At 61.2% G+C, this 23831-nt stretch carries 19 protein-coding genes; 7 read left to right on the forward strand and 12 right to left on the reverse strand.

What is annotated here, in order from left to right; all coding sequences use genetic code 11:
• Nucleotides 1-51 precede the first annotated feature (51 nt).
• The gene (locus tag AQZ49_RS04910) at nt 52-2442 is read right to left on the reverse strand and encodes a TonB-dependent receptor (RefSeq protein WP_197410925.1); all 2391 of its coding nucleotides are present in this window, start codon (nt 2440-2442) and stop codon (nt 52-54) included.
• A 368-nt stretch (nt 2443-2810) separates the two neighbouring features.
• Here AQZ49_RS04910 and AQZ49_RS04915 point away from each other — a divergent pair, with 368 nt between their 5' ends.
• On the forward strand, nt 2811-4997 hold the full coding sequence (locus AQZ49_RS04915; protein ID WP_067613584.1) for a N,N-dimethylformamidase beta subunit family domain-containing protein: 2187 nt from the start codon (nt 2811-2813) through the stop codon (nt 4995-4997).
• Here AQZ49_RS04915 and AQZ49_RS04920 read toward each other — a convergent pair.
• The gene (locus AQZ49_RS04920; RefSeq protein ID WP_067613586.1) at nt 4984-6189 is read right to left on the reverse strand and encodes a hypothetical protein; all 1206 of its coding nucleotides are present in this window, start codon (nt 6187-6189) and stop codon (nt 4984-4986) included. The two genes, AQZ49_RS04915 and AQZ49_RS04920, sit on opposite strands and share 14 nt — an antisense overlap.
• A gap of 237 nt (nt 6190-6426) precedes the next feature.
• Between AQZ49_RS04920 and AQZ49_RS04925 the strand changes: the two genes are divergently transcribed.
• Complete coding sequence (locus AQZ49_RS04925) at nt 6427-7281, forward strand: SMP-30/gluconolactonase/LRE family protein (protein WP_067613588.1); 855 nt, start codon at nt 6427-6429, stop codon at nt 7279-7281.
• A 251-nt stretch (nt 7282-7532) separates the two neighbouring features.
• Here the strand turns inward: AQZ49_RS04925 and AQZ49_RS04930 are convergent, their stop codons facing one another.
• Both AQZ49_RS04930 and AQZ49_RS04935 read right to left on the reverse strand, forming a co-directional pair.
• Entirely contained in the window at nt 7533-8798 is a 1266-nt protein-coding gene (locus tag AQZ49_RS04930) for an MFS transporter (RefSeq protein WP_255355404.1), read from the reverse strand.
• The gene (locus tag AQZ49_RS04935) at nt 8795-10051 is read right to left on the reverse strand and encodes an acyl-CoA dehydrogenase family protein (protein WP_067613592.1); all 1257 of its coding nucleotides are present in this window, start codon (nt 10049-10051) and stop codon (nt 8795-8797) included. Before AQZ49_RS04935 ends, AQZ49_RS04930 begins: the two co-directional genes overlap by 4 nt.
• A gap of 315 nt (nt 10052-10366) precedes the next feature.
• On the opposite strand from AQZ49_RS04935, the gene AQZ49_RS04940 reads away from it, so the two are divergent.
• Nucleotides 10367-10804: a carboxymuconolactone decarboxylase family protein gene (locus AQZ49_RS04940; RefSeq protein WP_231738858.1), complete on the forward strand. Its 438-nt coding sequence runs from the start codon at nt 10367-10369 to the stop codon at nt 10802-10804.
• A gap of 60 nt (nt 10805-10864) precedes the next feature.
• Here the strand turns inward: AQZ49_RS04940 and AQZ49_RS04945 are convergent, their stop codons facing one another.
• The 8 genes from AQZ49_RS04945 to AQZ49_RS04980 form a co-directional block, all read right to left on the reverse strand.
• Nucleotides 10865-13201: a TonB-dependent receptor gene (locus AQZ49_RS04945; RefSeq protein ID WP_082701517.1), complete on the reverse strand. Its 2337-nt coding sequence runs from the start codon at nt 13199-13201 to the stop codon at nt 10865-10867.
• A 321-nt stretch (nt 13202-13522) separates the two neighbouring features.
• Nucleotides 13523-14161, reverse strand: coding sequence for an NADPH-dependent F420 reductase (locus AQZ49_RS04950; protein WP_082701518.1), 639 nt, complete (start codon nt 14159-14161; stop codon nt 13523-13525).
• Between the two features lie 40 nt (nt 14162-14201).
• Nucleotides 14202-15062: an IclR family transcriptional regulator domain-containing protein gene (locus tag AQZ49_RS04955; RefSeq protein ID WP_067613598.1), complete on the reverse strand. Its 861-nt coding sequence runs from the start codon at nt 15060-15062 to the stop codon at nt 14202-14204.
• Between the two features lie 313 nt (nt 15063-15375).
• Complete coding sequence (locus tag AQZ49_RS04960; RefSeq protein ID WP_067613600.1) at nt 15376-15804, reverse strand: SRPBCC family protein; 429 nt, start codon at nt 15802-15804, stop codon at nt 15376-15378.
• A 30-nt stretch (nt 15805-15834) separates the two neighbouring features.
• On the reverse strand, nt 15835-17235 hold the full coding sequence (locus AQZ49_RS04965; protein WP_067613602.1) for a 3-oxoacid CoA-transferase: 1401 nt from the start codon (nt 17233-17235) through the stop codon (nt 15835-15837).
• 5 nt (nt 17236-17240) lie between these two features.
• Nucleotides 17241-17666, reverse strand: a complete 426-nt coding sequence (locus AQZ49_RS04970; protein WP_082701519.1) for a Zn-ribbon domain-containing OB-fold protein — start codon at nt 17664-17666, stop codon at nt 17241-17243.
• On the reverse strand, nt 17666-18817 hold the full coding sequence (locus AQZ49_RS04975; RefSeq protein WP_067613604.1) for a thiolase domain-containing protein: 1152 nt from the start codon (nt 18815-18817) through the stop codon (nt 17666-17668). Before AQZ49_RS04975 ends, AQZ49_RS04970 begins: the two co-directional genes overlap by 1 nt.
• 55 nt (nt 18818-18872) lie before the next feature.
• Entirely contained in the window at nt 18873-19610 is a 738-nt protein-coding gene (locus AQZ49_RS04980) for a maleate cis-trans isomerase family protein (protein ID WP_231738861.1), read from the reverse strand.
• A 188-nt stretch (nt 19611-19798) separates the two neighbouring features.
• Here AQZ49_RS04980 and AQZ49_RS04985 point away from each other — a divergent pair, with 188 nt between their 5' ends.
• The 4 genes from AQZ49_RS04985 (at nt 19799) to AQZ49_RS05000 (ending at nt 23612) form a co-directional block, all read left to right on the forward strand.
• Complete coding sequence (locus AQZ49_RS04985) at nt 19799-20584, forward strand: helix-turn-helix domain-containing protein (protein ID WP_067613606.1); 786 nt, start codon at nt 19799-19801, stop codon at nt 20582-20584.
• 121 nt (nt 20585-20705) lie between these two features.
• Nucleotides 20706-21227, forward strand: a complete 522-nt coding sequence (locus AQZ49_RS04990; protein WP_067613608.1) for a VOC family protein — start codon at nt 20706-20708, stop codon at nt 21225-21227.
• A gap of 32 nt (nt 21228-21259) precedes the next feature.
• Complete coding sequence (locus tag AQZ49_RS04995; protein WP_197410928.1) at nt 21260-22753, forward strand: bifunctional 3-(3-hydroxy-phenyl)propionate/3-hydroxycinnamic acid hydroxylase MhpA; 1494 nt, start codon at nt 21260-21262, stop codon at nt 22751-22753.
• Nucleotides 22743-23612: an SMP-30/gluconolactonase/LRE family protein gene (locus AQZ49_RS05000; protein WP_067613612.1), complete on the forward strand. Its 870-nt coding sequence runs from the start codon at nt 22743-22745 to the stop codon at nt 23610-23612. The genes AQZ49_RS04995 and AQZ49_RS05000 overlap by 11 nt, the downstream gene beginning before the upstream one ends.
• Nucleotides 23613-23831 lie beyond the last annotated feature (219 nt).

Raw genomic sequence — 23831 nt, forward strand, 5'->3', positions numbered from 1 at the left:
CATTTGCACACCACCCAACAGATAGCGGTAGCAAATGTCAGAATCGGACCACTAGAATTTGTAGTCGAGCGATCCGCCGAACGTCCGCGGAGCCCCCGGTACCCCGCTGACCACGCCGAAGGGCGAGATCAGATCGGATGCGTTGACCACATACTTTGTCCCGGTCACGTTGCGCACATAGGCACCAAGCTTCCAACCCTTGGCGAATTCCAGCCCGATGTTGAGATTGTGGAGCCAGTAGCCGTTCTGGACCAGATAGGGATCGTCCGTCGGCGAAAAGAACACATGACTGCGGTAGGTCGATGTCCAACTGAGCGTCAGACGCTTGTCGTCGCCCAGGCGCATCGCATAGTCGACCCGGCCCAGGGCAGAGAAATGCGGTGCATTCGACGCCTGGTCTCCGTCAAGGCTTGTCGAGCCGGTGAACGCCGGCAGACCGGCCCGATCAATCTTGGCGTTCAGCCATGCGGGTTGCGCGGTCACGGTCAGCCCCGTCACCGGACGGGCGGTCAATTCGACCTCGACGCCTTCTGTATGGGATTTTTCAGCATTCGCGAGAATATTGGTCAGATCCTCGATTTGCTGGCCATTGCCTTGGTTGATCTCCTGCGGAACTTGCGCAAAAATCTGCTGGTCACGGTAATTGTTGTAGAAAATAGCCAGGTTGAAGGTCAGCCGCCGATCAAGAAGACTGGTCTTGGCGCCGATCTCGTAGCTGGTCACATGCTCTGGCTTGACCGGCTGTAGTTGGAACAGCGCTTGTTGCGCATCGCTGCTGAGGAAACTTCCGTTGAAATCGCCACTCTTGATGCCGGTCGCGACACTGCCATAGGCCATGATCGCCGGTGTGAAAGCATAGCTCAGGCCCGCCTTCCACGTAAAGCTGGTGTCGCTTTGCGCCTCATCGGCGGTAATGACATCGGTCGACGGGCTATAGTTGCCCAGGCCGCCCTCCTGATATTGGGTCGATTGAAAATAGGCGAACGTCTTCTTCTCGTAAGTCAGGCGTCCGCCCAACGTGAGGGTGAAATTGCGCCAGGTATAATCGCCCTGCCCATAAAGAGCGGGCGCATTGGTGATCTGATGGCTACGATCCTGCAGGATCTGGGCCACATAGTCGAAATTGCCCGATCCTGCGGGAATTCCAAAGCCGCCATACAAATCGCCGTTGTAGAACAGCGATAGCGGCTGGTCCTGATAGAGGCTTTCGTGAATGTAATAGAGCCCGGCCACCCAATGGAATGCCGCAGCATTCTGCGACAGGCGGATTTCCTGGCTGAACGTGTTCGATCGATCACGATAAACCACCTGCAGAGTATTGAGTGGGCCGCCGTCGGAATCTTCGGGAAAATAGTGATTGTTACCGATAAATGCCGAAATCGACGTAAGCTCGACCGGACCAAGGTCGTAATCTTCTCGCAACTGATAGATCTGGCTGAAATTGTGTCCCTTGTCATGGCGTGACCACTCGCCATCGTAAAAACCTGTCGGGGCCTTGTAGCCGAACAGATTGACGCATTCCTGGGCAGATACTTGTGCCGGTGAACATGTTACCGGGCTGGGACTGCCTTGCGTACCGGGCTGGAAAGCCCCGTGCGCGATATATTCCAGCGGAACGACATGCGAATAGCCCAGCGTCGCGCTCAGCAGGACCTTGAGCTTTTCGGTTGGATGCCACTGAAGCTGCAACCGCACAGCTTCGTTGTTGGTGCCGCCCGCCGATGAATTGGTCAGCAGGTTCCTTTCAAATCCGTCGGACTGGTTGTGAATGGCCGCTACCCGGAAATCGAGCGTGTCGGTGATCGGGCCGGAGATCGCACCGTTCACGCTGACGGTGTTGTAGTTGCCGTATTCGACGTGGCCATCGGCCTGGAATGTATCGGTCGGGCGGGCAGAGGTGAAGACCACCGCTCCCCCGCTGGTGTTGCGCCCGTACAGAGTGCCCTGGGGACCCTTCAGCACCTGGATCTGGTCTATGTCGAAAAGGCCGAATGCCTGGGCCGACGGCGCGCTGATGAAGACATCGTCGACGTAGATCCCGTTGGGGCCGGGATTGTTGGTGTCGAAGTCATTGACCCCGATCCCGCGGATGACAATGGCCGGCTGCTGGCCGGATCCGTTTGGACTGAAGATCGTCACGTTGGGAACGGAGCTGCCGATGTCGTCGGTCGACCGGATTCCCAGATTCCTGATCTGCTCCGACGAGATCGAGTTCACACTTACGGGGACACGCTGGACGTCTTCCCGCCGCCGTTGCGCGGAGACGATAATTGCCGGCGGTTCATCCTCACCCGGAGCGGTTTCGGCACCGGCCGTTGCAGCGGGCGTGGCGGAAGCAGCCGCGGCCAAAGCCGGATCGGACAGAGCCGCCACAGGCGCAAGTCCGGCCAGCGAGAGAAGCGCGATATCCCGTGCGGTCGCAGGCGCAAATGTGAATCTCATAGCGTGTCTTGCCCCTCTATGGCCCTGAGTAGCCGGCATGCCGACGATGCCCAGCGTCACTTTATGATGTAGTAAATACTATGTTTGATGATTCACAAGATTGCAATACAAGAATGCACCCTTTTTTGGCTCTAATATGCCTCAGTTTGGAGATCATTCCTGGCCATCTGCCCCCTGCCCGCAAAGGACGGCAGATCGGTCAAAGCCGAACCTCGCTATAGAAATATAGCAAAAAGTAGATTTACCGACGGGCCGGAGCGCGTACAGATCGTGCATGAAAGCGCAAGGCACCGCGTCACGCGCCCGACCCTATCGGGGCCCGTCGCTGCACGGCCTTGCTGATGGAACATTCGAGGATACACCAGACCATGACGACCGAGCCACGCCTGCGCATTCCCCGCCTTAACACCGACGCGATGCCAATCACCGGCTACGTCGATCGACTGTCTGCGCGTGGCGGCGAAAGCCTGACCGCCTATGTCGGTCTGGCCGAATCGGGCGACTATACCGCCTCACTCGTCCGGGTGATCAGTGGCGATTGCAATCCGCAAGGACCTGGAATGCGGTTCGAACAACTCGATCATCTGTTTGCCGGCACGTTCCCGGGGGTGCGACAGCCACTCGACAGCGGTTCCTTCGGCGAAGTCGCAGCGGGACCAGCGCTGCCGTCGGGGGCAGCGACTACCTGGAGCGCGCTCGTGTGGTTCCGGCTGCAGCCCGAAACGGCTACGGTCCTGGCTCAGGAAGACGGCACAACCTCGGTTGCGCTACAAATGACCGCCACGGGTCTGCGCGCCGTGATCGGATCGCACACCGTGGATCTGGCGGCCAGGCTGGACCCGTTACGCTGGACGCGCGTATGGATCAGCCTCGACCCCATATCACGCACGCTGACCCTGGGCGCGCGCCAGCACCGGCGGGCCGGCGTCGCGATCACCGCCAAAGTGCCGGGCGATTTCGCGCTGCCGGATGGCGGCATGATCGGCATTGCGGCGTCTGGCACGCCCCGGCGCCACCATTTCACCGGCAAGATCGAGCGGCCCGGCGTCTATCTGGGCGTGCTGCTGCATGTTGCCGACGATCTGGACATCGCGCTGACCCCGCTGGCCGAATGGGATTTTACCCTGGGCATCGGTACCCAGACCATCTGCGGTGTCGGCCCCGAGGCGCGCGACGGCGTATTGCACAACCTGCCGACGCGCGCGGTGACCGGGCAGCGCTGGACGGGCGACGAACCGGCCTGGCGCCATGCGCCCGATCACTATGGCGCGATCCATTTCCATGAAGACGATTTCGGATCGTGCCGGTGGTCAGCTTCGTTCACGCTTGCCGTTCCCGAAACGTTGCCGAGCGGCAGCTATGCCATCCACCTGGTCTGCGCGGGTGGCGAAGACTGGATTCCCTTTTACGTCCTGCCGCCACGCGGACGGCGCACGGCCGATGTCGTCTTTGTCGCGCCCACGTACACTTATCTCGCTTATGCCAATTGCTATTTCGCCAACCGCAGCGAAGCCAGCCAGGCCCGGGCGCGCGCATGGGGCGGCAGCGCCTATACCGGCAGCCGCTACGGTTCCTATGGCCGATCGACCTACAACTGGCACGCGGACGGCTCGGGCGTGTGTCTCAGTTCGCGTCATCGGCCAATCCTGACGATGCGTCCGGGCATGGTCTGGGAGGACGATCCCCACGGGTCCGGCGTGCGCCATTATCCAGCCGACACGCACCTGCTGGCCTGGCTGGAGGCGAAGGGAATCGCCTTCGACGTCGTCACCGACGAAGACCTCGATGACGAGGGCGCCGATCTGATCCGCAGCTATCCTTGCGTGCTGACCGGGACCCATCCCGAATATCACACGCCCGGATCGCTCGATGCCTTCCAGGACTATGTCGATGGCGGCGGCCACCTTGCCTATCTGGGCGGCAATGGCTTTTATTGGCGGATCGCCCGCGATCGCGCGCAACCCGAACTGATCGAATGTCGCCGGGCCGAGGGCGGTATCCGGCTATGGGCTGCAGAACCCGGCGAATATTATCACCAGCTCGACGGCTGTCTGGGCGGAATGTGGCGGCGCAGCGGCCGCCATCCCCAAAGCCTGACCGGGATCGGCTTTTCCGCGCAAGGTCCTTTCGTCGCCACGCATTACCGCCGGACGGCGGACGCGGGTTCGGCCGCATGGATCTTTGCGGGCGTGGACGGCGACGTGATCGGGGATTACGGTCTGTCGGGCGGCGGCGCAGCCGGGTTTGAACTCGATCGGGCCGAACCGCTCTACGGCGCGCCCGGCCAGGTCCATATCCTGGCCACATCCGAGAACGTGCCGCCCACGATTACCCTGGTCAACGAAGAAATGCTGACTGAAAGCCTGACCGTAACCGGCGAAGCGGCCGAACGCCTGGCCCGCGCAGACATGGTCTATGTCGAAACGCCGGCCGGTGGCGGGGTATTTGCCACCGGCTCGATCACTTTTTGCGGCAGCTTGTGGAACGGAGACGGATTCGACGGCCCGGTTTCAACCATCCTGGGCAATGTCATCCGGCGTTTCACAGCCGGTTGAGTTGCCGTCGCTTGCGGTGGACGGTCAGGGCCGCCGCAAGCAGGAAGGCCGCAGCCAGGCAAAACCCGGCCGCCAGCAACGCCCCCCGACTTTCCGTATCGGTTACGAAGAACGACCCCAGCAGCGGACCGGTGGAGGCGCCAAACGACTGCGCCCCGGGAACCAGCAGGGCGGCCCGACGCGATGGATCGATCTCGATCGTGAACGGCAACTGATACGGCATCAGAAAGCCCCAGAACGAACCCCACAGCGCGGCCAGCGCCATGAACAGCCCTGGCCCGGGAAGTTGTGCCACTCCTATGATCGCGACGACATTGGCGATTGCCGCCGCCGCCAGCACGGGAAATGCGGCCAGCCGCTGCGCGACGAACACCGCGACCAGTGACCCGGCGATGGAGCACCCCACCGCGGTCGCCAGGATGGCGCCGACCGCTTGCTCGTTGGCCCCTGCCTGCTGCGCGATCTGACCAATATAAGCGAAAAAGGCGAACAGGAAGGCATAGACCAGCACGACCACGACCAGGCTAAGCAGCGCCGGTACCGACAGCCTCCCCGATCCGGCGTTTTCAGGCGAGACGCTCTCCAGCGGGGGCAGCCGTCCGGGCACCAGCAGACAGAACGCCATGGTTACGCAGGCCGTTCCGGCCAGCGCCAGAAAGCCGCCGTTTGCGCCCAGCCGGCCCATCAACGTCTGCGGCAGAACCGCCGCAAAGAGCAATTGCGCCAGCCCCTGCATCACCAGCAGCACTGCCCCCCATCGCCCGGCGTTACGCGAGCGCGTCAGGATCACCGTCGGGATCGACAGCAGTACCCCGGCGGAAAATCCGGCCAGCGCGCGATCGGCCAGGATCAGCAGACCCGCATGCCGCATGCAGAGCACGTTGGCGAGCAGCAGCAGCACAGCGGCGAGCAGCCCTCGCGCACGCAAACCCGTCGGGGGCAGCGCCGCGCTCGCCACACCGACGCCCAGGGCCAGCGCCAGGAACTCCGCGGTCATCGCCCAGCCCAACCCCGCAGCAGTCAGCCGATGCTCGGTGACCAGGGCGCCGAACACCAGCGGCTGCACCCCGGCCGCAACCAGAGATAACGTGCCGATACCCAGAAAACCGACAACGGCCTGCCCGCTAGGCGCCGGCCCGATCCATTTCGATATGGTCGGCTCAAAACGAGCCTGACCTGCCTGTGCGTCCATGTTTTGAGATCCCGCCCGCGAAACTGCAGCCACAGAAATGTAGTTTATACTATTTTATTGTCAATCGCTCAGCCACATGAGACCCTTGGCACATCGCTGGAGAGCCGGCCCCGAGTCGGATTTTCAAGCCATGAAGCAAGCATGGTAGGCCCTTTCCACGGCACACTAGCGAGCGCTGGCGGATCAGCAGATGTCCATAATTATAGTAATCCCTATATTTCAGAACAGGGCAAATCCATGACCAGACCGCTTGTTACACTTATCGACGGCATCGCCTTCGGTGAAGCCCCGCGCTGGCACGATGGCGCGCTCTATCTTTCCGACATTCATGCCGATCGCGTCCTGCGCGTGAAGGAAACCGGCGAGATGGACATCGTGGCAACGTTCGACGGCCCGGTTTCGGGGCTTGGCTGGCTTCCGGACGGGGCAATGCTGGTTGTATCCATGCATGACCGCAAGGTCTTGCGCCAGACTGCACCTGGCATGTTCGTCGAGCACGCCGATCTTGGCGCAATTGCCACCTGGCATGCCAACGACATGCTCGTTTCGGCGCAAGGCATGGCCTATGTCGGCAACTTCGGCTTCGATCTGGCCGCCACGCCGGTCGCGCCGTGCACCGCCAGCATTGCCCGGATCGCGCCCGATGGCACCGTCGCGGTGGCGGCGGAAGGGCTGTGGTTTCCCAACGGCATGGTCATCACTCCGGATGGCACAACGCTTATCGTTGCCCAAAGCGGGACGCGCGTTCTGACCGCGTTCACGATCGCGCCCAACGGCGATCTGGTCGAACCACGCCACTGGGCGGATCTGCCCGGCGAAGTGCTGCCCGACGGCATCTGCCTGGATGCGCAAGGCCATGTCTGGGTCGCCTCGCCCACCTCGCACGAAGTCTTGCGGGTCGGCGAAGGCGGCATCATTACCGAGCGCATCGCGACCGACCAGGAGGCGATTGCCTGCACACTGGGCGGCGCCGACCGACGCACGCTGTTCATCCTGACGGCAGAGCGGCACGATCCCGACTGGTGCCGTGCCCACCACACCGCACGCATCCTGATGACGCGGGTGGATGTGGCCGGCGCGGGAATCCCCTGAACGATCGGGTGTCACGGGCGCTGGCCGGGATCGATCCGGTCGAGCCTGCGCAACAGCGCGGGCCCCAAGTCGGCGCGTTCCACAACGTCCCGACCGATTTCAAAAATCGCCGAAAACCGAGATTTCCTGCTTTCAGGCAGTTTCGTACAAGGTGCCCTCTCGCCGCAATCGGTCGCTATCCCGAAGGATCTGCGTGCCATTGTCGGCGACGACCAACCGCCGTTTCCTGGCGTACCGTGATCTGTCATGCTTCAATCGTGCGGCCGGTCGACTCTCCGCAACGGCCTGCACACCCAAGCAACCACTATGGTCGCCAGGATGGTTGCCATCCCCCCGGCCACGACGGCCGGCACCAACCCGAACCAACTGGCGGTAAGGCCGGATTCAAACGCACCGATCTGGTTGGAACTGCTAATGAAAATGCCGTTCACAGCCCCGACCCGACCACGCAATTCCGACGGGGTGCGCAATTGCACGAGCGCGCTGCGAATATGAATGCTCACCATGTCGGCCGCGCCGATCCCGGCCAGCAGCAACAGGCTGAGCGCAAAGTTGTGCGACATCCCGAACAAGCCGGTCAGCACGCCGAACAGCAAAGTTGTACCGACCAGAACAGCCCCTGCATGACGCGCCACCGGATGGCGCGCCAGCCAGATGCCGAGCAACACAGCACCGGCGCCCGGTGCCGCCCGCAAGAGCCCAAGCTCGACCGGGCCCGCATGCAACACGTCCAGCGCATAGGCGGGCAGCAGGGCCGTGGCCCCACCCAGCAGCACCGCCAGCAAGTCAAGCAACATCGCACCACTTAACACACGGTCGCGCCAGATGACCGAAAATCCCGTAAAGGCCGACCGAAAGCCGATGGCATGTCCAACGGTACGCGTTGCGGGCCTTGGCAAGGCGAATGCGATCGCTGCCGCTGCCCCGCATAACACCACGGCGGCAGTGTAACTGGACTTGGGTTCCAGCGCGAACAGTGCCCCGGCCAGGATCGGCCCGCCCAGTGTGGCCATCTTCGCCACCGATGCGGTCCAGCCGACAGCAGCGGCAACATGCCACCGTTCCACAACCAATGGCAGCAACGCGGTATTGACCGGATGGTCGAATGACCGCGTAGCCCCCGTCATCACCGCGGCGGCGAACAGAACAGTGACGGGCGGTGCCCCGGCCAGGTTGGCGATCAACAGCATCGCCGCAGTTGCTGCATTGAACAATTGCGCAACACAGGCGATGCGCCCCGGCGCAAACCGGTCGGTCAATTGCCCCGCCGGCAAGGAAAACGCGATGGTGGGGACGAACTGGACCAGGCCCAACAAGCCAAGATCGAGCAACGAGCCACTGGTCTGATAGAGCTGCAGCGACAAGGCAAAGGCGATGATCTGGCTGCCCAGCACTGCTGCAGCACGCAACAACCAAACATGCAGGAACGGTCGCCGGGACAACGCCAAACCCGGCCGCGCCCCCTCGCGGGGCGCGGCCGGGTTTGTTTCTGCAGATGAATTGAGCGAAATGGTCACCCCGCAACTGCAGGGCTCAACCGTTCCTTGATCGTGCGATTGGATAGCGCCACAGCCGCACGTTCAACCGCCAGACCGGGGTTGGTACGGGCCATCGAAATGTCGCGGAAATACCGCTGCAACCGGGTACCATCCTTGGCGGCCGCGCTCGTCCCGACCGACGTGTAGAGCAAGTCCACCGCCTCACAGGCGAGGCGCGCAGCGTGTTGCAACCCGGCCTGAATGCGCATGTCATCCAACGCAGTGTAGGCTTCGGGATCGTGGATACCGGCAGCGCAATAGTCGAGGTAGGACTGCGCGCCCGAAATGACCGCATTGCGCGCCGCTTCGAGCATGCCCAGCGCCAGACCATGGGGACGAACCAGATCGCCCACACCACCCATCGGCATCGGCCCTGCAGGTGCAGCAGACTTCTGCTGAACAATCCGTTCGAACTCATCGAGCGCTGCGAAGCCGGCGCCGACGAGGATTGACGAGATTTCAGTCTGAAAGAAACCGAACATCCGGCCCGAATACATGGAATTACCATGCAGATGATAGCCGACGGTGCCGCCCAGCACATTGATGTCGAACAGGTTCTGGTTGACCACGAACGACTTGGGCACCAGCGCATTGTCGACTTTCATGCTGTTCGATCCGCTGGCCTTCAGGCCGATATATCCGCGCCAGTTGTCAAGCAGTTCACACTGCGCGCGCGGCACAACCACCGTGCCGATCTGCGGCGGCCCGGCGGGATCGCCACCGACGATCCGCACACCAAAGATTGCATAATTGCTGTGCGGTGATCCCGAGCAATAGTCCCAGGTCCCGTCGATAATCCAGCCATCGGCGGTTTCCGTCGCTGTCCCGCTGGGGACGGCCCGCGCCGGGGCGCAGAAATCCCCGCTTTTGCCAAAAATCAGGTCTTGCGCCTCTTTGGGAAACACCGCTGCAACATTCAGCGAATGGCCCGCAGCAAGGCTCAGGCCCCAGGCCGTTCCAGGGCAGCCGCGGCCAATTTCCATGATGACGCGGGCAAACACGGTCAGATCGAATTCATAGCCGCCGTACCTTTTGGGCTGAAGAATACGATAGAAACCGGCCTTCTGGAAACGCTGGTGCATCTCCACGGCACAATGCCCGCGCTCTTCGCTGGCGGCCTGATCGGCAACCAGCAAAGGACGCAACTCCACCGCGCGCCGGATGATCATCTCCGGAGTCAAGTCAGGCTCAGGCTGCGGCAGATATGTCTGCTTTTCGATCACGGACTTCATCACGGTCGCCACAGCTATGCTCCTTCGAATAGGCTGGCGCTGTCATGCCGTGGCCGGGCCGAACGAAGCAAGTTGCGCTCGCCGCGCGTCCGCCACACGTACATCAGCCGGTCGTTCGAGATGCACGGGCTTGATCCCTGCAGGTGTGTCAGGGATGAGCGTGCGAGACCAGATCGAAGGGAAGATCGCCCGATGCCCAACAGGCCCGAACCGCGCATTGCAGCCGTTGCCCAGGATGCCATGACGGCCCAACAAAGGGCGGCTGCGGACGCGCTGGCATCGGGCCCACGGGGATCGGTGCGCGGCCCGTTTGCAGTGCTGCTCAACAGCCCTGGCGTATTTGGTCCGGCGCAGGCGCTGGGCGCCTATCTGCGGTTCGACAATGCCCTTCCTGCCAATCTGCGCGAGCTGGCAATTCTGGTGACGGCCAGGCATTGGCGGCAGGATTATGAATGGACAGTACATTCCAGACTTGCGCTCGATTCAGGCGTTGACGCCCAGGCAATCCTGGCGATTGCGGCCGACACTGAGCCGGTGGGGCTGTCAAGATCAGAGACAATCGTCCATGCATTTTGTCGGCAACTGCATCGCTCTACCACAGTCGATGATGCCGCCTATGCCGATGCCGAGCAGTTGCTCGGCCAGGCCGGCGTCGTCGATCTATGTGCCATATGCGGATATTATGCCATGTTGGCCATGGTGATGAACGTGGCGCGCAACCCGCTGCCGGGGGAGCAATCCCCGTTCACATGAAACATCAGGATTGGCGCCACCCGCAAACCGCAAGGGTGTGCGAGTGGCTCCTGATCCGGGTCAGAACTTGCGTTCGGCCGTAAGGACAAACTGCCGAGGACGCGCAGGCGTTGCCCGTACCGTGCCTTTGCCTTGAAGTGTGTCATCAATATTCAGAAAATAGTATTTGTCGGTAAGATTGCTGATATCCAACGCCACGCGCCATTGCTTGTCGAGCGACTTCCACGTCAGGTGCGCGTTCAAAATTGTGCGTCCAGCAAGCCGATTGACTGCGGCATTGATGGTGTTGGTGTATAGAGATGACTGATAATTGGCGTCGATGCGAGGGGACAACGTTCCGATCGAACCAAGGTCGAAGTTGTATTGTGTACCAACATTGGCACGCCACCTCGGCATGTAGATGGGGTCCATCGAATACGTGATCCCCGAAGCGAGCGCGTCCGCGCTCAAACTGGTCGTCTTGAAGCGCGTATAGCTGGTCGATCCATCCACCGACCATGCAACAGTGGGATGCGCGGTCAGCTCGAGTTCTGCGCCGTACAGGTCTCCGTTGCCTGAATTGAGCGGAACTGCCGAGGCCGGGAAACCGGCATAGCCATTGGTAATGGTCCGCTGAAAGGCGTCATATATGTCGTAGAAAACCGCACCATCCAGCACAAGCTTACGATCGAACAACGATGACTTTGTACCAAGCTCGAAATTGTAGAGCTTTTCCGGACCGAACGTGGTGATTTGGGCAGGAACGAATGGCCGCGGGTTGACACCGCCGCCGCGAAAGCCGGTCGAGAACGTGGCATAGGTCATCACGTCGGGCGTCCAGCGCTGATCAAGGCTGACGCGATAGTCAACGATATCCTTGGAATAAAATCCCGTATCGCCATTCACCGATGCGTTGAGAATACTTTCTGGAATGGTCACCGCCGCGCGAACAAATTGATAGTATTTTTGCTCATGCGTATAGCGAACGCCAACGGTCAACGTCGTCTTGTCAGCCAGATGCCAGTCCGTGTGTGCAAACAGAGCCCTGCTCTTGGACGTGACTTTGTCGCCCTGCGTGAAATCCGTATATTGCGTGGCCGACGTGACGGTCGGCACCGGCCCGGTCAGACCGAGATTGAATCGCCCCCCTTGATAGCCGTCTCCGTCAAAATAATATCCGCCAAGGGTCCAGTCGAAGGCCGCTATTTTCCCACCCAGGCGAAGCTCCTGGCTATACGCATCATAAATCAGATTGTTATATTCGACCGATGCGTCGAGTGGTCCGCCGCTGGCATCATCGGTGAACTGCGCGTGATAGCCGTTATAAGCCGATATCGAAGTCAACGTGACATTGTCTGAAACCTTGTATTCGATTTTCAGCGATGCAGCGTGACCATTGGATCGATTGACCGCCCCAGGATACCAGTTTTCTTCAGGAACGGCATAAGTTGCGTAGTTTACAAATCCACCCCCCGTTACGAATAGCGGGAAATTCGTTTTTCCGGTGGCCGGATAGGGATTGGTCGCCGCGATCAAGACCGTGGCTGCGGGGTCATCCCGGGTATAGTTCAAATCCCCAACGAGATTGACGTCCAATCGATCCGATGGCGTCCAACGCAGATCGACATGCGTCCCGAAATGCTTGGTGCCGCCTTCTGTTCCGAGTTTACAACCGGGCGCACTTGTCAGGGCCGTGTAGCCCGAGCCGGGGTTGAGGCACGCGTAGTCGTAGCGATCGACATAGCCATCTTGCCGCGAAAAATAGCTCGAAACCCGCACGGCAAGATTGCTTGTGAGCGGGACATTGAGGATTCCGCGCACCACCGCCTTGTTCGCGCTGCCATAAGCCGCGGTCAAGTCGCCTTCCAGCCTGTCATCAGCGGGATGAGTTACCAGCTTGATGGTACCGCCAATCGAGTTGCGGCCGGCAAGTGTCCCTTGTGGACCGCGCAGAATTTCAACGCGATCGAGATCCATCAGATCAAACTGGGAACCGAACAGAGTAGGCTGGTAGACATCGTCGATATAAATACCGACCGCCGGTTCCAACGCGAAATTGAAGTCGTTTTGCCCGATACCGCGGATAGCGACCGAAGGCGTGGCGCCGTAGCCGGAATTGCCCTGCTGGATGGTGACACTGGGCGCCGAAGCAGCAAGGTCGACGAGGCTAAGCTGGTTCTTCTGCTTCAACTGCTCGGCCGAAATCGCGGTGACTGCGAGCGGGATGGTCTGCAGACTTTGCGAACGGTATTGCGCGGTGACAATGATTTCCGGTGTTTCTGTAGCAGTGGCCTTGTCCGCAGGCCTGGCTGGCGCGGGACTGGATTGCGCCTGCGCGCTTCCGGCAAAGGACAACAGCGCAATCATGCTCACACCGAGACCCGCGCTCGCACGATATTGACCAACTGACCGTTTCATATGCCTCCCCTTATACCTACTGGACTTTTGCTTTCCGCGTAAGTCACGCCCAACCTCGACCTTTGCAACGGTTGGAACCGGAGCGTCCGCTTGGTGTCGCCAGAGCGTGTCTGACTGCAGCAAAAGTGCAGCATAAGGTTGCCGCACGCCCGTCAATTTGACACCCGCGTATCAGTGTAGCGCTTTGTAAATAAAATATTTCAGGCGCGACAATGCGCTCGTCACCGGCGGTGATCCGGGGCGTGAATGCCTGATAACTGCAGTGGGCAGGATGCCGCCACGCCTGCCCGAATCAATATCCGGTCAGGCGCGCAGCATCAGCTATTGGTTCACAGCGGCGATGGCCGCCAGGGCATCGGCCTTGGTGAACAGCTTGAACTTGTTGGTCAGCGGCCCGCCCATGGCGATCAGCATACCCCCTTGGTCAATCGGACCAAGATCGATCGGTTCCGCACCCAGATCGCGGATCAATTGCGCAACCAGCGCGTTGGCCTGGCCATCGGACCCGGCCAGGAACAGCACATTGGCTTCGTCCTGTGGCGGCAGCGACTGTCCAAACACCGGGATCGGTTCATGGTTGAACGCCTTGACCAGCCGTGCCCCTGCGACATGTCCGGCAACAATATCGCTCGACCGCGCCCCGCCGATATCAATCAGATCCTCGGGCTTTGGTCCCAAACGGTTGTTGGTGGCATCGACAACCACTTTACCCGACCATTCGATACCGGCCGTCGCATCGGCGATCTGCGGCCAGCGGATCGCCAGGATGACCACATCGGAAGCAGCCACCATATCGGCCGGGGTCGCGGCGATCACGTCGCCATCAATACTGGCGACAAGTTCCGACAGTGTGTCGGGTCCGCGTGAGTTGGACAGAATGACCTTCCATCCAGCCTTTGCCGCTTTGGGCGCCAGCATCTGGGCAAGGCGCCCGGCTCCAAGAAATCCGATCGTGCTCAAGGCATTACTCCATTTCAGCAAGTTGTGAACAAAACGTCGGTCAGGCCGCGCGCGACGTGCCCGCGCCCGCATCAGGACCGAGCGCGCCATCGAATGCCGTCGATGGCGCTTCAGGCCCTGCAGCCTGCGGTTGCAGATCAATTTCGACCAGACGCCGCTCGATCTGGTCACGTGCGGCGAGCAAGGGAACACCAAGCTGCGTCCCGGCATCGGCAAAGGTCAGTTCCTTGATGTTCCACACCATGTTCATGGTGGCGACCACATGACCGCGCACGCGGATCGGCACCGCAATGCTGGCACAGCGCGTGTGCGGCAATTCCGGGCACATGCTGAAGCCATCGTTGCGTCCCTGTTCAATCATCCGGTCGATGGCCTCGCGCTGACGCAACAACCCGTCGTTTTCGCTTGTCTGCAAAGCGAGCGCGGTGAAAATCGCTTCGCGCTGCGCATCATCACAGTGGCTGAGGAAGGCGCGCCCCAGCGGACTGGACGTCATCGATCGCGACAGCCCGACCATACCGATATCGGACGAAAGCGGGCTCGACCGATGCGTGGATTCGACGATCAGCATCGCGTTGTCATGAAACACTGCCAGATCGCACGGCCAGACGTGCCGTGCGGTCAATTCGTGCATAATTGGCCATGCCGCCTGGCGCAGGTCTTCATACACGCCCTTCGCCCTGGCAAGCCGCTTGACACCATCGGTCAGGCGGAACTCGCGCGAATAATATCCCCGGTGGACCAGTTTCATCTCTTCCAGCGTGTCGAGAATCCGGTGAACCGTCGGACGCGGCAGCCTCAACTCCTTGCAAATGTCGGTCGGTTGCGCGCCCTGGACCGTGTTGAGATAGCGCAGCACGTCGATACCGCGCGTCAGTGATCGGATGCGCCTATAGGTCAACGATCATCTCCCGTGCACCTTTTCCCATATGGCTTTTTTGATCTTTATCAAAAGCGGGATACCACAGCGCCGTGTGCGCGCAATGCCGATGGCCATGCATCAAGGCCGCGCTCGGTCGCCACGAGCGGTCGAGTAATAAATCTAAAATATTGAAAAATAATATTTTATTTTGATATCTGGTGCTTAATATCGATGTACACCTGGCGGACAAGCGCCGCAAACTGATCCCTGCCCGATCTGCTGGCGCTGGCCGAAAACAAGTCGAGCCGCATCGCATTGCGCGATGCGGCTCGACTGATCGCACTTGCCGCGTTCAGGCGGCGCCGAATTTCGCAGAAAGGCCTTCAAGAGCGCCGGCGATATCCCCGCCCATGCCCTTTTCCGCCATCGGGCGGATGGCTTCGGGCACTTCGACCACAATACTGTAGTCCACGCTGGACTTGTCGCCGTGCGCAGTCACGGCGAATGTCGCCAGAAAGCCCTCCAGTTTCGGCACCCCCGGCGGCAGAACCTGATCGGGAACCATTTCGTAAGCGAGCAGCATCTTGTCGTCATCCAGCGTGGCAATGCGATCGAGCACGGTGTTGCCGCGTTTCATCAGCACCACGCGTTCTCCCGGATTGGCGCCACGTTCGGCCGACGTGATATGCGGCTGCCATTCGGCCACATTGTAAAAATCGCGAACGTAGGCCCACACCTGCTCCGCTGGTGCATTGAGTGTAACTGTCTGGGAAACCTTCATATCAATTCCTCCTGTAGCAACTGGGCAGTGTCATTGGGAATCCACCGGAATGCTGCGGATGTGATCCGCGAACCCCACGTCCATCGGCGTAATCGACCGGATTTCCTCCTGCGAAAAACCTTCAACCATCGCCGTGACGGTAAACCGGCCGTCGACGCGTTCCAGCACCGCCAGATCGGTCACCACCACATCAACGCACGCGGGCGCGGTCAGCGGGTAGTTGCATTGCGCGACCAGTTTGGGCCGGCCCTTGCTGTCGCTGTGTTCCATCAGCACGATCAGCCGGCTGCCTGATGCAGCCAGATCCATCGCCCCGCCAATGCCACCGCCAACTTGTCCGGGCAGCGCCCAGTTGGCGAGATCGCCACGCTCGCTAACCTGATAGGCGCCCAGCACGATCGCCGACAGCTTGCCCGAGCGCGCCACTTCGAACGACACGACGCTGTCGAACACTGCGCCGCCGGGCCGCAATTTGATGAAATTGCCCGCAGCATCGAAAAAATCGACGTCTATCATGGCAGGGTCGTCGACCAGATCGTACCCCAGCGCGCCATTTTCGGCGTGCAGGATAATCGTTTTGCCCCGCGCATGTCCGGCCACCAGCGTGGGCAAGCCAGAGCCAAGATTGACATAGGCGTCGTCCGGCAACATCTCGGCAACCTGCCGCGCCATGGCCGATCGGCTGAGCGCGGGCTTGCCGAAATATTCGCGGTTACTCTCGGCCGCGCGACGCCCCATCGATCCCTTGGGGGGTGGGTACTTGGCTGTCGTCTTGACCACGCGCGACACAAAAATGCCGGGCAGACCAACACGTTCGGGTGGGATCGCACCTGCCTCGACGATTTCTTCGACTTCCACGATCGCCAGCCGTGCTGCCTTGGCAAAGCTCGCATGGAAATGTGCGCTGCTGCCGCGAAATTCGACATTGCCGAAAGGATCGGCGCGGTAGCCGCGGATCAGCGCGACATCGACCGGCAGCGCATGTTCGAGCACGAAATCGCGCCCACCGAAATTGCGCACTTCTTTGCCGTGCTGCAACGGGGTGCCGACGGTGACCGGGCTATAGAAAGCGGCAAAACCGGCACCGGCCGCGCGCAACCGGTCCACCAGAATGCCCTGCGGCACGATTTCGAGGCCGATTTCGCCAGCCTCGATCTTGATCTGTTCGGGCGACGGCAAACCAGGCCGTGCAGAAAATGACAACACGAGGCTGGACACCTGGTCGTTCTGCACCAAAATCTGGGGGCGAAAATCACCACCCGCCCCCATCGAATTGGCCACGATCCGAAGATTGCGGGCCCCCTGGTCGCGCAGGCCGAGCACCAGGCTGTTGGGGTAGGAATGGCCGACGCCAAAGCCGGCAATCGCCACCGATGATCCGTCGGCAATATCGGCCAGCGCCTCGGCGCAAGTTGCAAATGTCTTATCCATGAAAATTACAAGCTCTGTTGTGAAAGGGGAGTGAAACGCACCAGTGCGGCCGCATCACCGGCATCGTCGAACACCACGCGCAGGCGCTGCCCGACGATCAATTGCGCCGGATCGGCATCGACAATGTTGGTCAGGATCCGCGCGCCTTCATCCAGATCGACCAGCGCCAGAACAAAACTCGACAGGTCGCGGTAGGGCCCCTCGCCACGGTGCACTTGGGTATAGCTGTAAAGCGTACCCTCGCCGCTCGCCTGGCGCCATTCGACATCCAGCGATCCGCATTCGCCACAAAACGCCTTGGGGTACCAGATCGTATGATCGCACACCGTGCAATGCGGCAGGATCAGCCTTCCGGCCTTTGCCCCCGACCAGAACGGTTCGGTTTCACCCGATACATAGGGTACCGGCGTCGGCAGTTGCGGTGCTGTCATCACGCGTCTCCCCGGCCCAGAACCAGCGTGACGCTGGCCTGTCGCGACATGCCGCCGCCGGTTCCGTGTGCCACGGCAATCGCGCAGTCGCGTACTTGCGTTTCCGGATGAGCCTCGCCACGCAACTGGCGCACGGCCTCGACAATCTTGACAAGGCCGCCCTGGTATCCGGGATGATTGCTGCACAAGCCGCCGCCGTCGGTGTTGATCGGGATCACCCCGTCGCGCGCCAGTGCACCATCGGCGACAAACGCCCCGCCCTGGCCCTTCTTGCAGAACCCGAAGTCCTCGAGCGTCATGATCACCGTGATCGTGAAGGAATCATAGATCGATGCGTAATCGACATCGCCGAGGCCGACCCCGGCTTCGGCCAATGCACGAGGCGCCGATACGGCCGCCCCGGTGCTGGTGAAATCGTTGGGGCCGTTGCCGCTGTGCTTGATATGTTCGGCATGGCCAAGGATGCGGACTGACGGTCGTTTCAATTGGCGCGCGATTTCAGGCGCGACCACAACAAGGGCGCCCCCCCCATCGGTCACCACACAGCAATCGAGCCGATGCAGCGGATTGGCGATCATCGGCGAATTCACCACATCCTCAACCGTCACCAGTTTTCGCAGCAGCGCGGCGGGGTTGTGCCTGGCATAGTGCGATGCCGCCACTTTGACTGCGGCAAGCTGCTCGGCCGTGGTGCCGTATTCGTGCATGTGACGCCGCGCGGCCAACGCATAAATTCCTGCATTGGTTTCGCCATAAACGGTTTCGAACGGAAATTCGGGCGTGTCACCGCTGTGCTTGGGACCGCGCAGCACGCCGCGCACTTTGGCGCCCTGGGTGATCAGCGCAACTTTGCATTTGCCGGCTGCAATCGCTGCAGCGGCATGGCCGACATGCGCCAGATAGGACGAGCCCCCGGTAAACGTGGCATCGACATAACTGGGTCGAAGACCGAGATATTCGGTCATCGAAACCCCGCCGAAACCCAATTGACCAGTCGAGAAATAGCCATCGACGTCGCGGATCGAAAGTCCGGCATCGGCCAGTGCGCCCACCGCACATTCTGCATGAATCTGTTGTACCGAATGGTCTGGCAGATCGCGCAACGGGTGCTCGAACGCCCCGGCAATATGCGCCTTGCCCCGGATGGTCATGCCCACAATTCCATAGAAGTTATGCCCCAAAATACGGATGATCGAGGTGCCATGCCTAGGCGAGCAATCCGCCCAGCGCCGGGATGCGATCCTGCAGACCGGCGCCACGCAGGCACCACCACAGCATGGCCTGATTGCTGGTCAAAACCGGCAGCCCCAGATCACGTTCCAGACCGGCGATCACATCGAACACGCGAATGGCGGTGCAACTGAGGAAAACGAGATCCGCGCCCGTGCCGGCGCATGCCATACCTTCGCGATACCACTGGCCCGGCTCGACCGATGCCATTGCCTTGCCCTCGGCCAACCCCAGCCCGACCTTGTGAACAACCTCGTATCCAAAGTGTTCGAGGAAGCCGGTTTCTCGTTCAACCACAGCATCGATATAAGGTGTCACCAGTGCAACCTTGCGCGGAGCGAGCGCCGCAAGTGCCGCGACGATTGCATCCGATGTGCTGGTTGCCGGCTTTCCACCGGTGAACTCCATGCGTTCGCGCAACGCCTCGCCCATGGCAGGATCGAACGTCGAGACCGCCGTGCAGTTGAACACCAGCCGGTCCACACCTGCATCGGTCAGCAGTTTGACGGCTTGCTCGACCCCTTCGGTCATGCCCAGCAGGTCTTCGCGCGTGCTGCCCGCCAGCTTCAGTCGTGTGGTGTGCAAGGAGACGCCGTCGGGCAGAAACCGGATCAGTTCGGGTTCGGCAACCGGATTGCTGGATGGCAGCAGCATACCGAGCCGCATGCGCCACCCATACCCCTTGCCCTGTGCCGGATCGTATTGCGACATCATCCCCTGCCCCACTTGGCGCATACCCCAAAGCACTGAGGCGGCTTGAGGCACCTTTGCTCTGTCTGGAATTTGGTGACCAATCGTTGTGGCAAACCGTCCGCCTGGTGTCCGGTGTCTGCGGGTAGTTTTGCCCGGGCGGTTAAGCTACGATTGGCCGGGACTAAAAGAGCAAGCCTGTCAGGAACACCATGACCGACACCATCCGCGCCCTGTCTCGGGGGTTGAACGCGCTGCGAATCATCAGCGAAAGCGGCGGCAGTTCATGCCAGGCGATTGCGGATCAGCTCAACCTGTCACGCCCGACAGTCTACCGCATCCTCGGCACCTTGCTCGACAGCGGGCTGGTGTCGGTCGATGAGGGAAAGATTTACCACCCGACGCTGGAAACACGCACGCTGGAAAACGGCCTGACTGAAAAAGCATGGGCGCACTGGGCCGCCATGCCCACCCTGGTGAAGCTGCAAAAAGAGGTGGTGTGGACTTGCGAGATCGCGTCGTTTGAAGACTATGCGATGGTCCAGCGAGATTCGACCCACTTGCAGAACCCCTACCGGATCGATGTCCAGGAATTCAACGATCGCCAGCGATCCATGCTGAGCAGCGCGGTAGGCCGCACTTATCTTGCGTTCTGCCCCTCGCAGGAAGCAGAACAGATCCTGTCGCATTTGCAGCAATTCGGTGATGCGGTCGATCCCGAAGCGCAAGTGGGCGAACACACACGGCCCATGCTGCAGACGGTGCGCGAAAAGGGCTATGCGCTGGAACAGCGATATACCTACCCGCATGTCACATCGATCGCGGTGCCGATCCGCCATGGCGAGGCGGTGTTGGCTTGCATTGATATTGCCTGGATTTCGAGGGCGGTGCGCTTGCCCGATGCGCTGGAGAAATTCGTTCCTGCCCTGATCAAAGCCCAGGCCGAAATCGAAACCCGGCTCGCCAGCTTTGTGCTCGATTCGCAATCCTCGCACTGAAGTTCGCACAGCGGACGCCGGGCCCATAGCGGTGGCCGGGCCTCTGCGACCGCTCTACCGAACCTTCCGAACGGACGCCGGGTAAAAGCGTCGCGCCTGGCGTTGGGAAAGGGACAGCACCGTGGAAATTGGCCATGTCGGTTTGTATGTGCGCGATTTTGACCGCATGCTGGCCTTTTATCAAAGCGTATTCGGGTTTGCCGTGACCGACATTGCGCGCAACGACAAGCGGTCGATCGTGTTTCTGACTGGCGACCCCACATCGCATCACCAATTGGTGCTTGCCACTGGCCGGCCCAACAGCGAGCAGCATCTGATCAACCAGCTATCGTTCCGCCTCAAGACGCTGGCCGAATTGCGCCGGGTGTATGGACATCTCGTCGAAGCAGGGATCGACAATCTTGAACCGTTGACCCACGGCATTGCGTGGTCGGTCTATTTTCCCGACCCCGAAGGGAACCGTATCGAAGCTTACGTCGATACACCATGGTACATCACCCAACCGCACCGCACCACGATCGACCTCGCAGCGAGCGAAGAAGACATTTTTGCGTTTACCGAAAACTTGTGCCGCAATGCGCCGGGATTCCTGCCGGTGGACCAGTGGAGTATTGAAACCGCACACAACATCCGCGCGCTGTGATCATGACGCCCGACAATCCAGGTCACACGGCCGTGGACGAACCATTCGATGTTGCCATCATCGGCTATGGCCCTGTCGGCGCAACATTGGCCAACTTGCTCGAACGCGAGGGGCGGCGCGTACTGGTCCTGGAACAGTTTCCGCAATCCTATCCCTTGCCCCGCGCCACCCACATCGACGGGGAAGCGATGCGCGTGCTGCAGTCGGCGGGCATTGGCGAAGATCTGGAGCCATTGCTGGGCGTTTACGCGCGGATGCGGTTCGAAGATGCGCAAGGCCGGATGCTGATCGACTGGCCGCGTCCGATTACGCCTGGAATCCACGGTTGGCGCGACAGCAACCGGTTTCACCAGCCCGATCTGGAACACGCGTTGCAGGCGCGGATTGCCAGATCATCGCTGGTGACGGTTCGGCGGGGGCTGCGGTTGACCGGGCTGGACCAGAACGAGCTTGGTGTCACGCTGGTCGCCCGGGACGAGAGAGGCGAGCCCTGGTCGGCACAGGCTCGCTATGTGGTCGGCTGCGACGGCGCGAATTCCACTGTGCGTGCACTCATCGGTGCGGAGCTGACCGTCCTTGCCCCTTCGCAACAATGGCTGGTCGCTGACTTCATCCTGAACCCGGGCGCGCCGGAACTGCCCGAAGGCACGGTGCAATACTGCGACCCGGCCCGCCCGTTTACTTATATCGAGGGTGCGGGGCGGCGTCGGCGGTGGGAGGTCATGCTCCTGCCCGGCGATGACCCCGCGACCTTTGCGCGGCCCGATCAGGTATATCCGCTGTTGCAACGCTGGGTGTCGCCGGACCACGTCGTGCTGGAACGCGCGGTGGTCTATGTCTTTCGGTCGGCCATCGCCTCGCGCTGGCGCAACGGGCGTGTGATGATCGCCGGCGATGCGGCGCACCAGACCCCACCGTTTCTTGGCCAGGGCCTGTGTGCGGGCCTGCGCGATGTCATAAATCTGGCGTGGAAGATCGATCTCGCGCTCACCGGGACAGCCGATCCCGACTTGCTCGACAGCTACCAACAGGAACTGGCACCGCACGTCACGCAATATATTGCCGAGGCCAACCGGATTGGCGGATTTATTGCCGAGACCGATCCGGACAAGGCACGCGAACGTGACGCCATGTTGCTGTCCAGTCCGCATGTGATGACCCCGATCCGGCCAAGGCTCGGCGGTGGTCTAAGGGGACAAAACGCAAATCCGCTGGCGGGAACGCTGGCGGCACAACCCCGCTTGCGCGCAGACCGGCGCCTGGATGATCTGGTGGGGTTGCATTTTGCAGTGCTCGTCACCGCCCGTTTGGCGGCGCGGTTCACCCCGGCAATGCACGACCGGTTGCGCGCGGCAGGCGCGGTCGTGCTGGAGGGCGATGGCGACGAATATTTGGCGACAATCGGCGCAGAAGCGGTGATCATTCGCCCCGATCACTACATTTTCGGCACCGCCGGGACATTTGCCGAAGCCGAAGCCCTGATCGCCGCATTGCCGGTGGTCACAGTGACACGGCATGACGGTTGATCTGGTCCCCTGCGGCCGGATCGGCACAGCCCTGCAACGGCCGGAATGCGTGCTGGTCACCCTGGATGGCGATCTGGCGGTCTCCGACAGCCGGGGCGGTATAACACGGATCAGCACCGATGGCTGTTGCCGCCACGTCCCTGCCCCGGGCGGCACCACCAATGGAATTGCGCAAGACCGCGACGGCACGTTCTATCTGGCCGGGATTGACAGCGGAACCGTCCATACGCTTGCCCCGGACGGATCTGGCCGACTGGAATTCGGGCAATTCGATGGCCATGATCTGGGCGCTGCCAACTTTGTCCATTTCGATCCGGCGGGCGATCTGTGGCTGACCGTATCCACCCGCACCGTTCCGCGATCGCGCGCAATCGACCATCCGATACCCGATGGATATGTCGTGAAGCGGACGGCCGCCGGTCCCAGGCTGATGGCGTCCGGCCTGTGCTTCGCCAACGAACTGCGCTTTGATTCAGCCATGCAGCATGTCTATCTCGCCGAAAGCCGACGAGGCAGGGTGTTACGGATGCGCCTTTCGGACAGCGGCGAGCCAGGGCCAGCCGAAGCGTTCGGCCCCGATCCGCTCTTTGAAGGCGCAATCGTCGATGGCCTGGCCTTCGACGTGGACGGGGGCCTGTGGGTCACCGAGGTGACACGCAACGGCATCCATCGCATCGCCCCCAGTGGACAGGCCCGGTGCCTGTTTGAAGACCCTGAGGCATCGGTGTTGAACTTTCCCGCCAGCATTGCCTTTGGCGGAGACGACCGCAAGACGGTGTTCGTCGGGTCAATCCGCCTCGACCATCTGGTGACCATGCGCAGCTCTGTTGCTGGCGCACCCATGTGGCACCAGAGTTAGCGCGAGCGCAGGAGTTCCAGTGTGCGCCGGAAGGGCAGATTGCGCGATGCTGCGTCGAAATTCTCGCCGCCGGGTGACGCTTCACATCGGCCCTACGCGGGCTCAGGCCAAACACCGGCTGCCAGACGCACCCCGCGCCGGGACTCGGGCGGCGCGCGGCACACTGCCACGCGCTCACCCGGAAACCGTCACGGTCTGACGTCGGGGTGCCCCGGTTGA

It is taken from the genome of Novosphingobium sp. FSW06-99 (genome assembly GCF_001519065.1).
Classification (GTDB): domain Bacteria; phylum Pseudomonadota; class Alphaproteobacteria; order Sphingomonadales; family Sphingomonadaceae; genus Novosphingobium.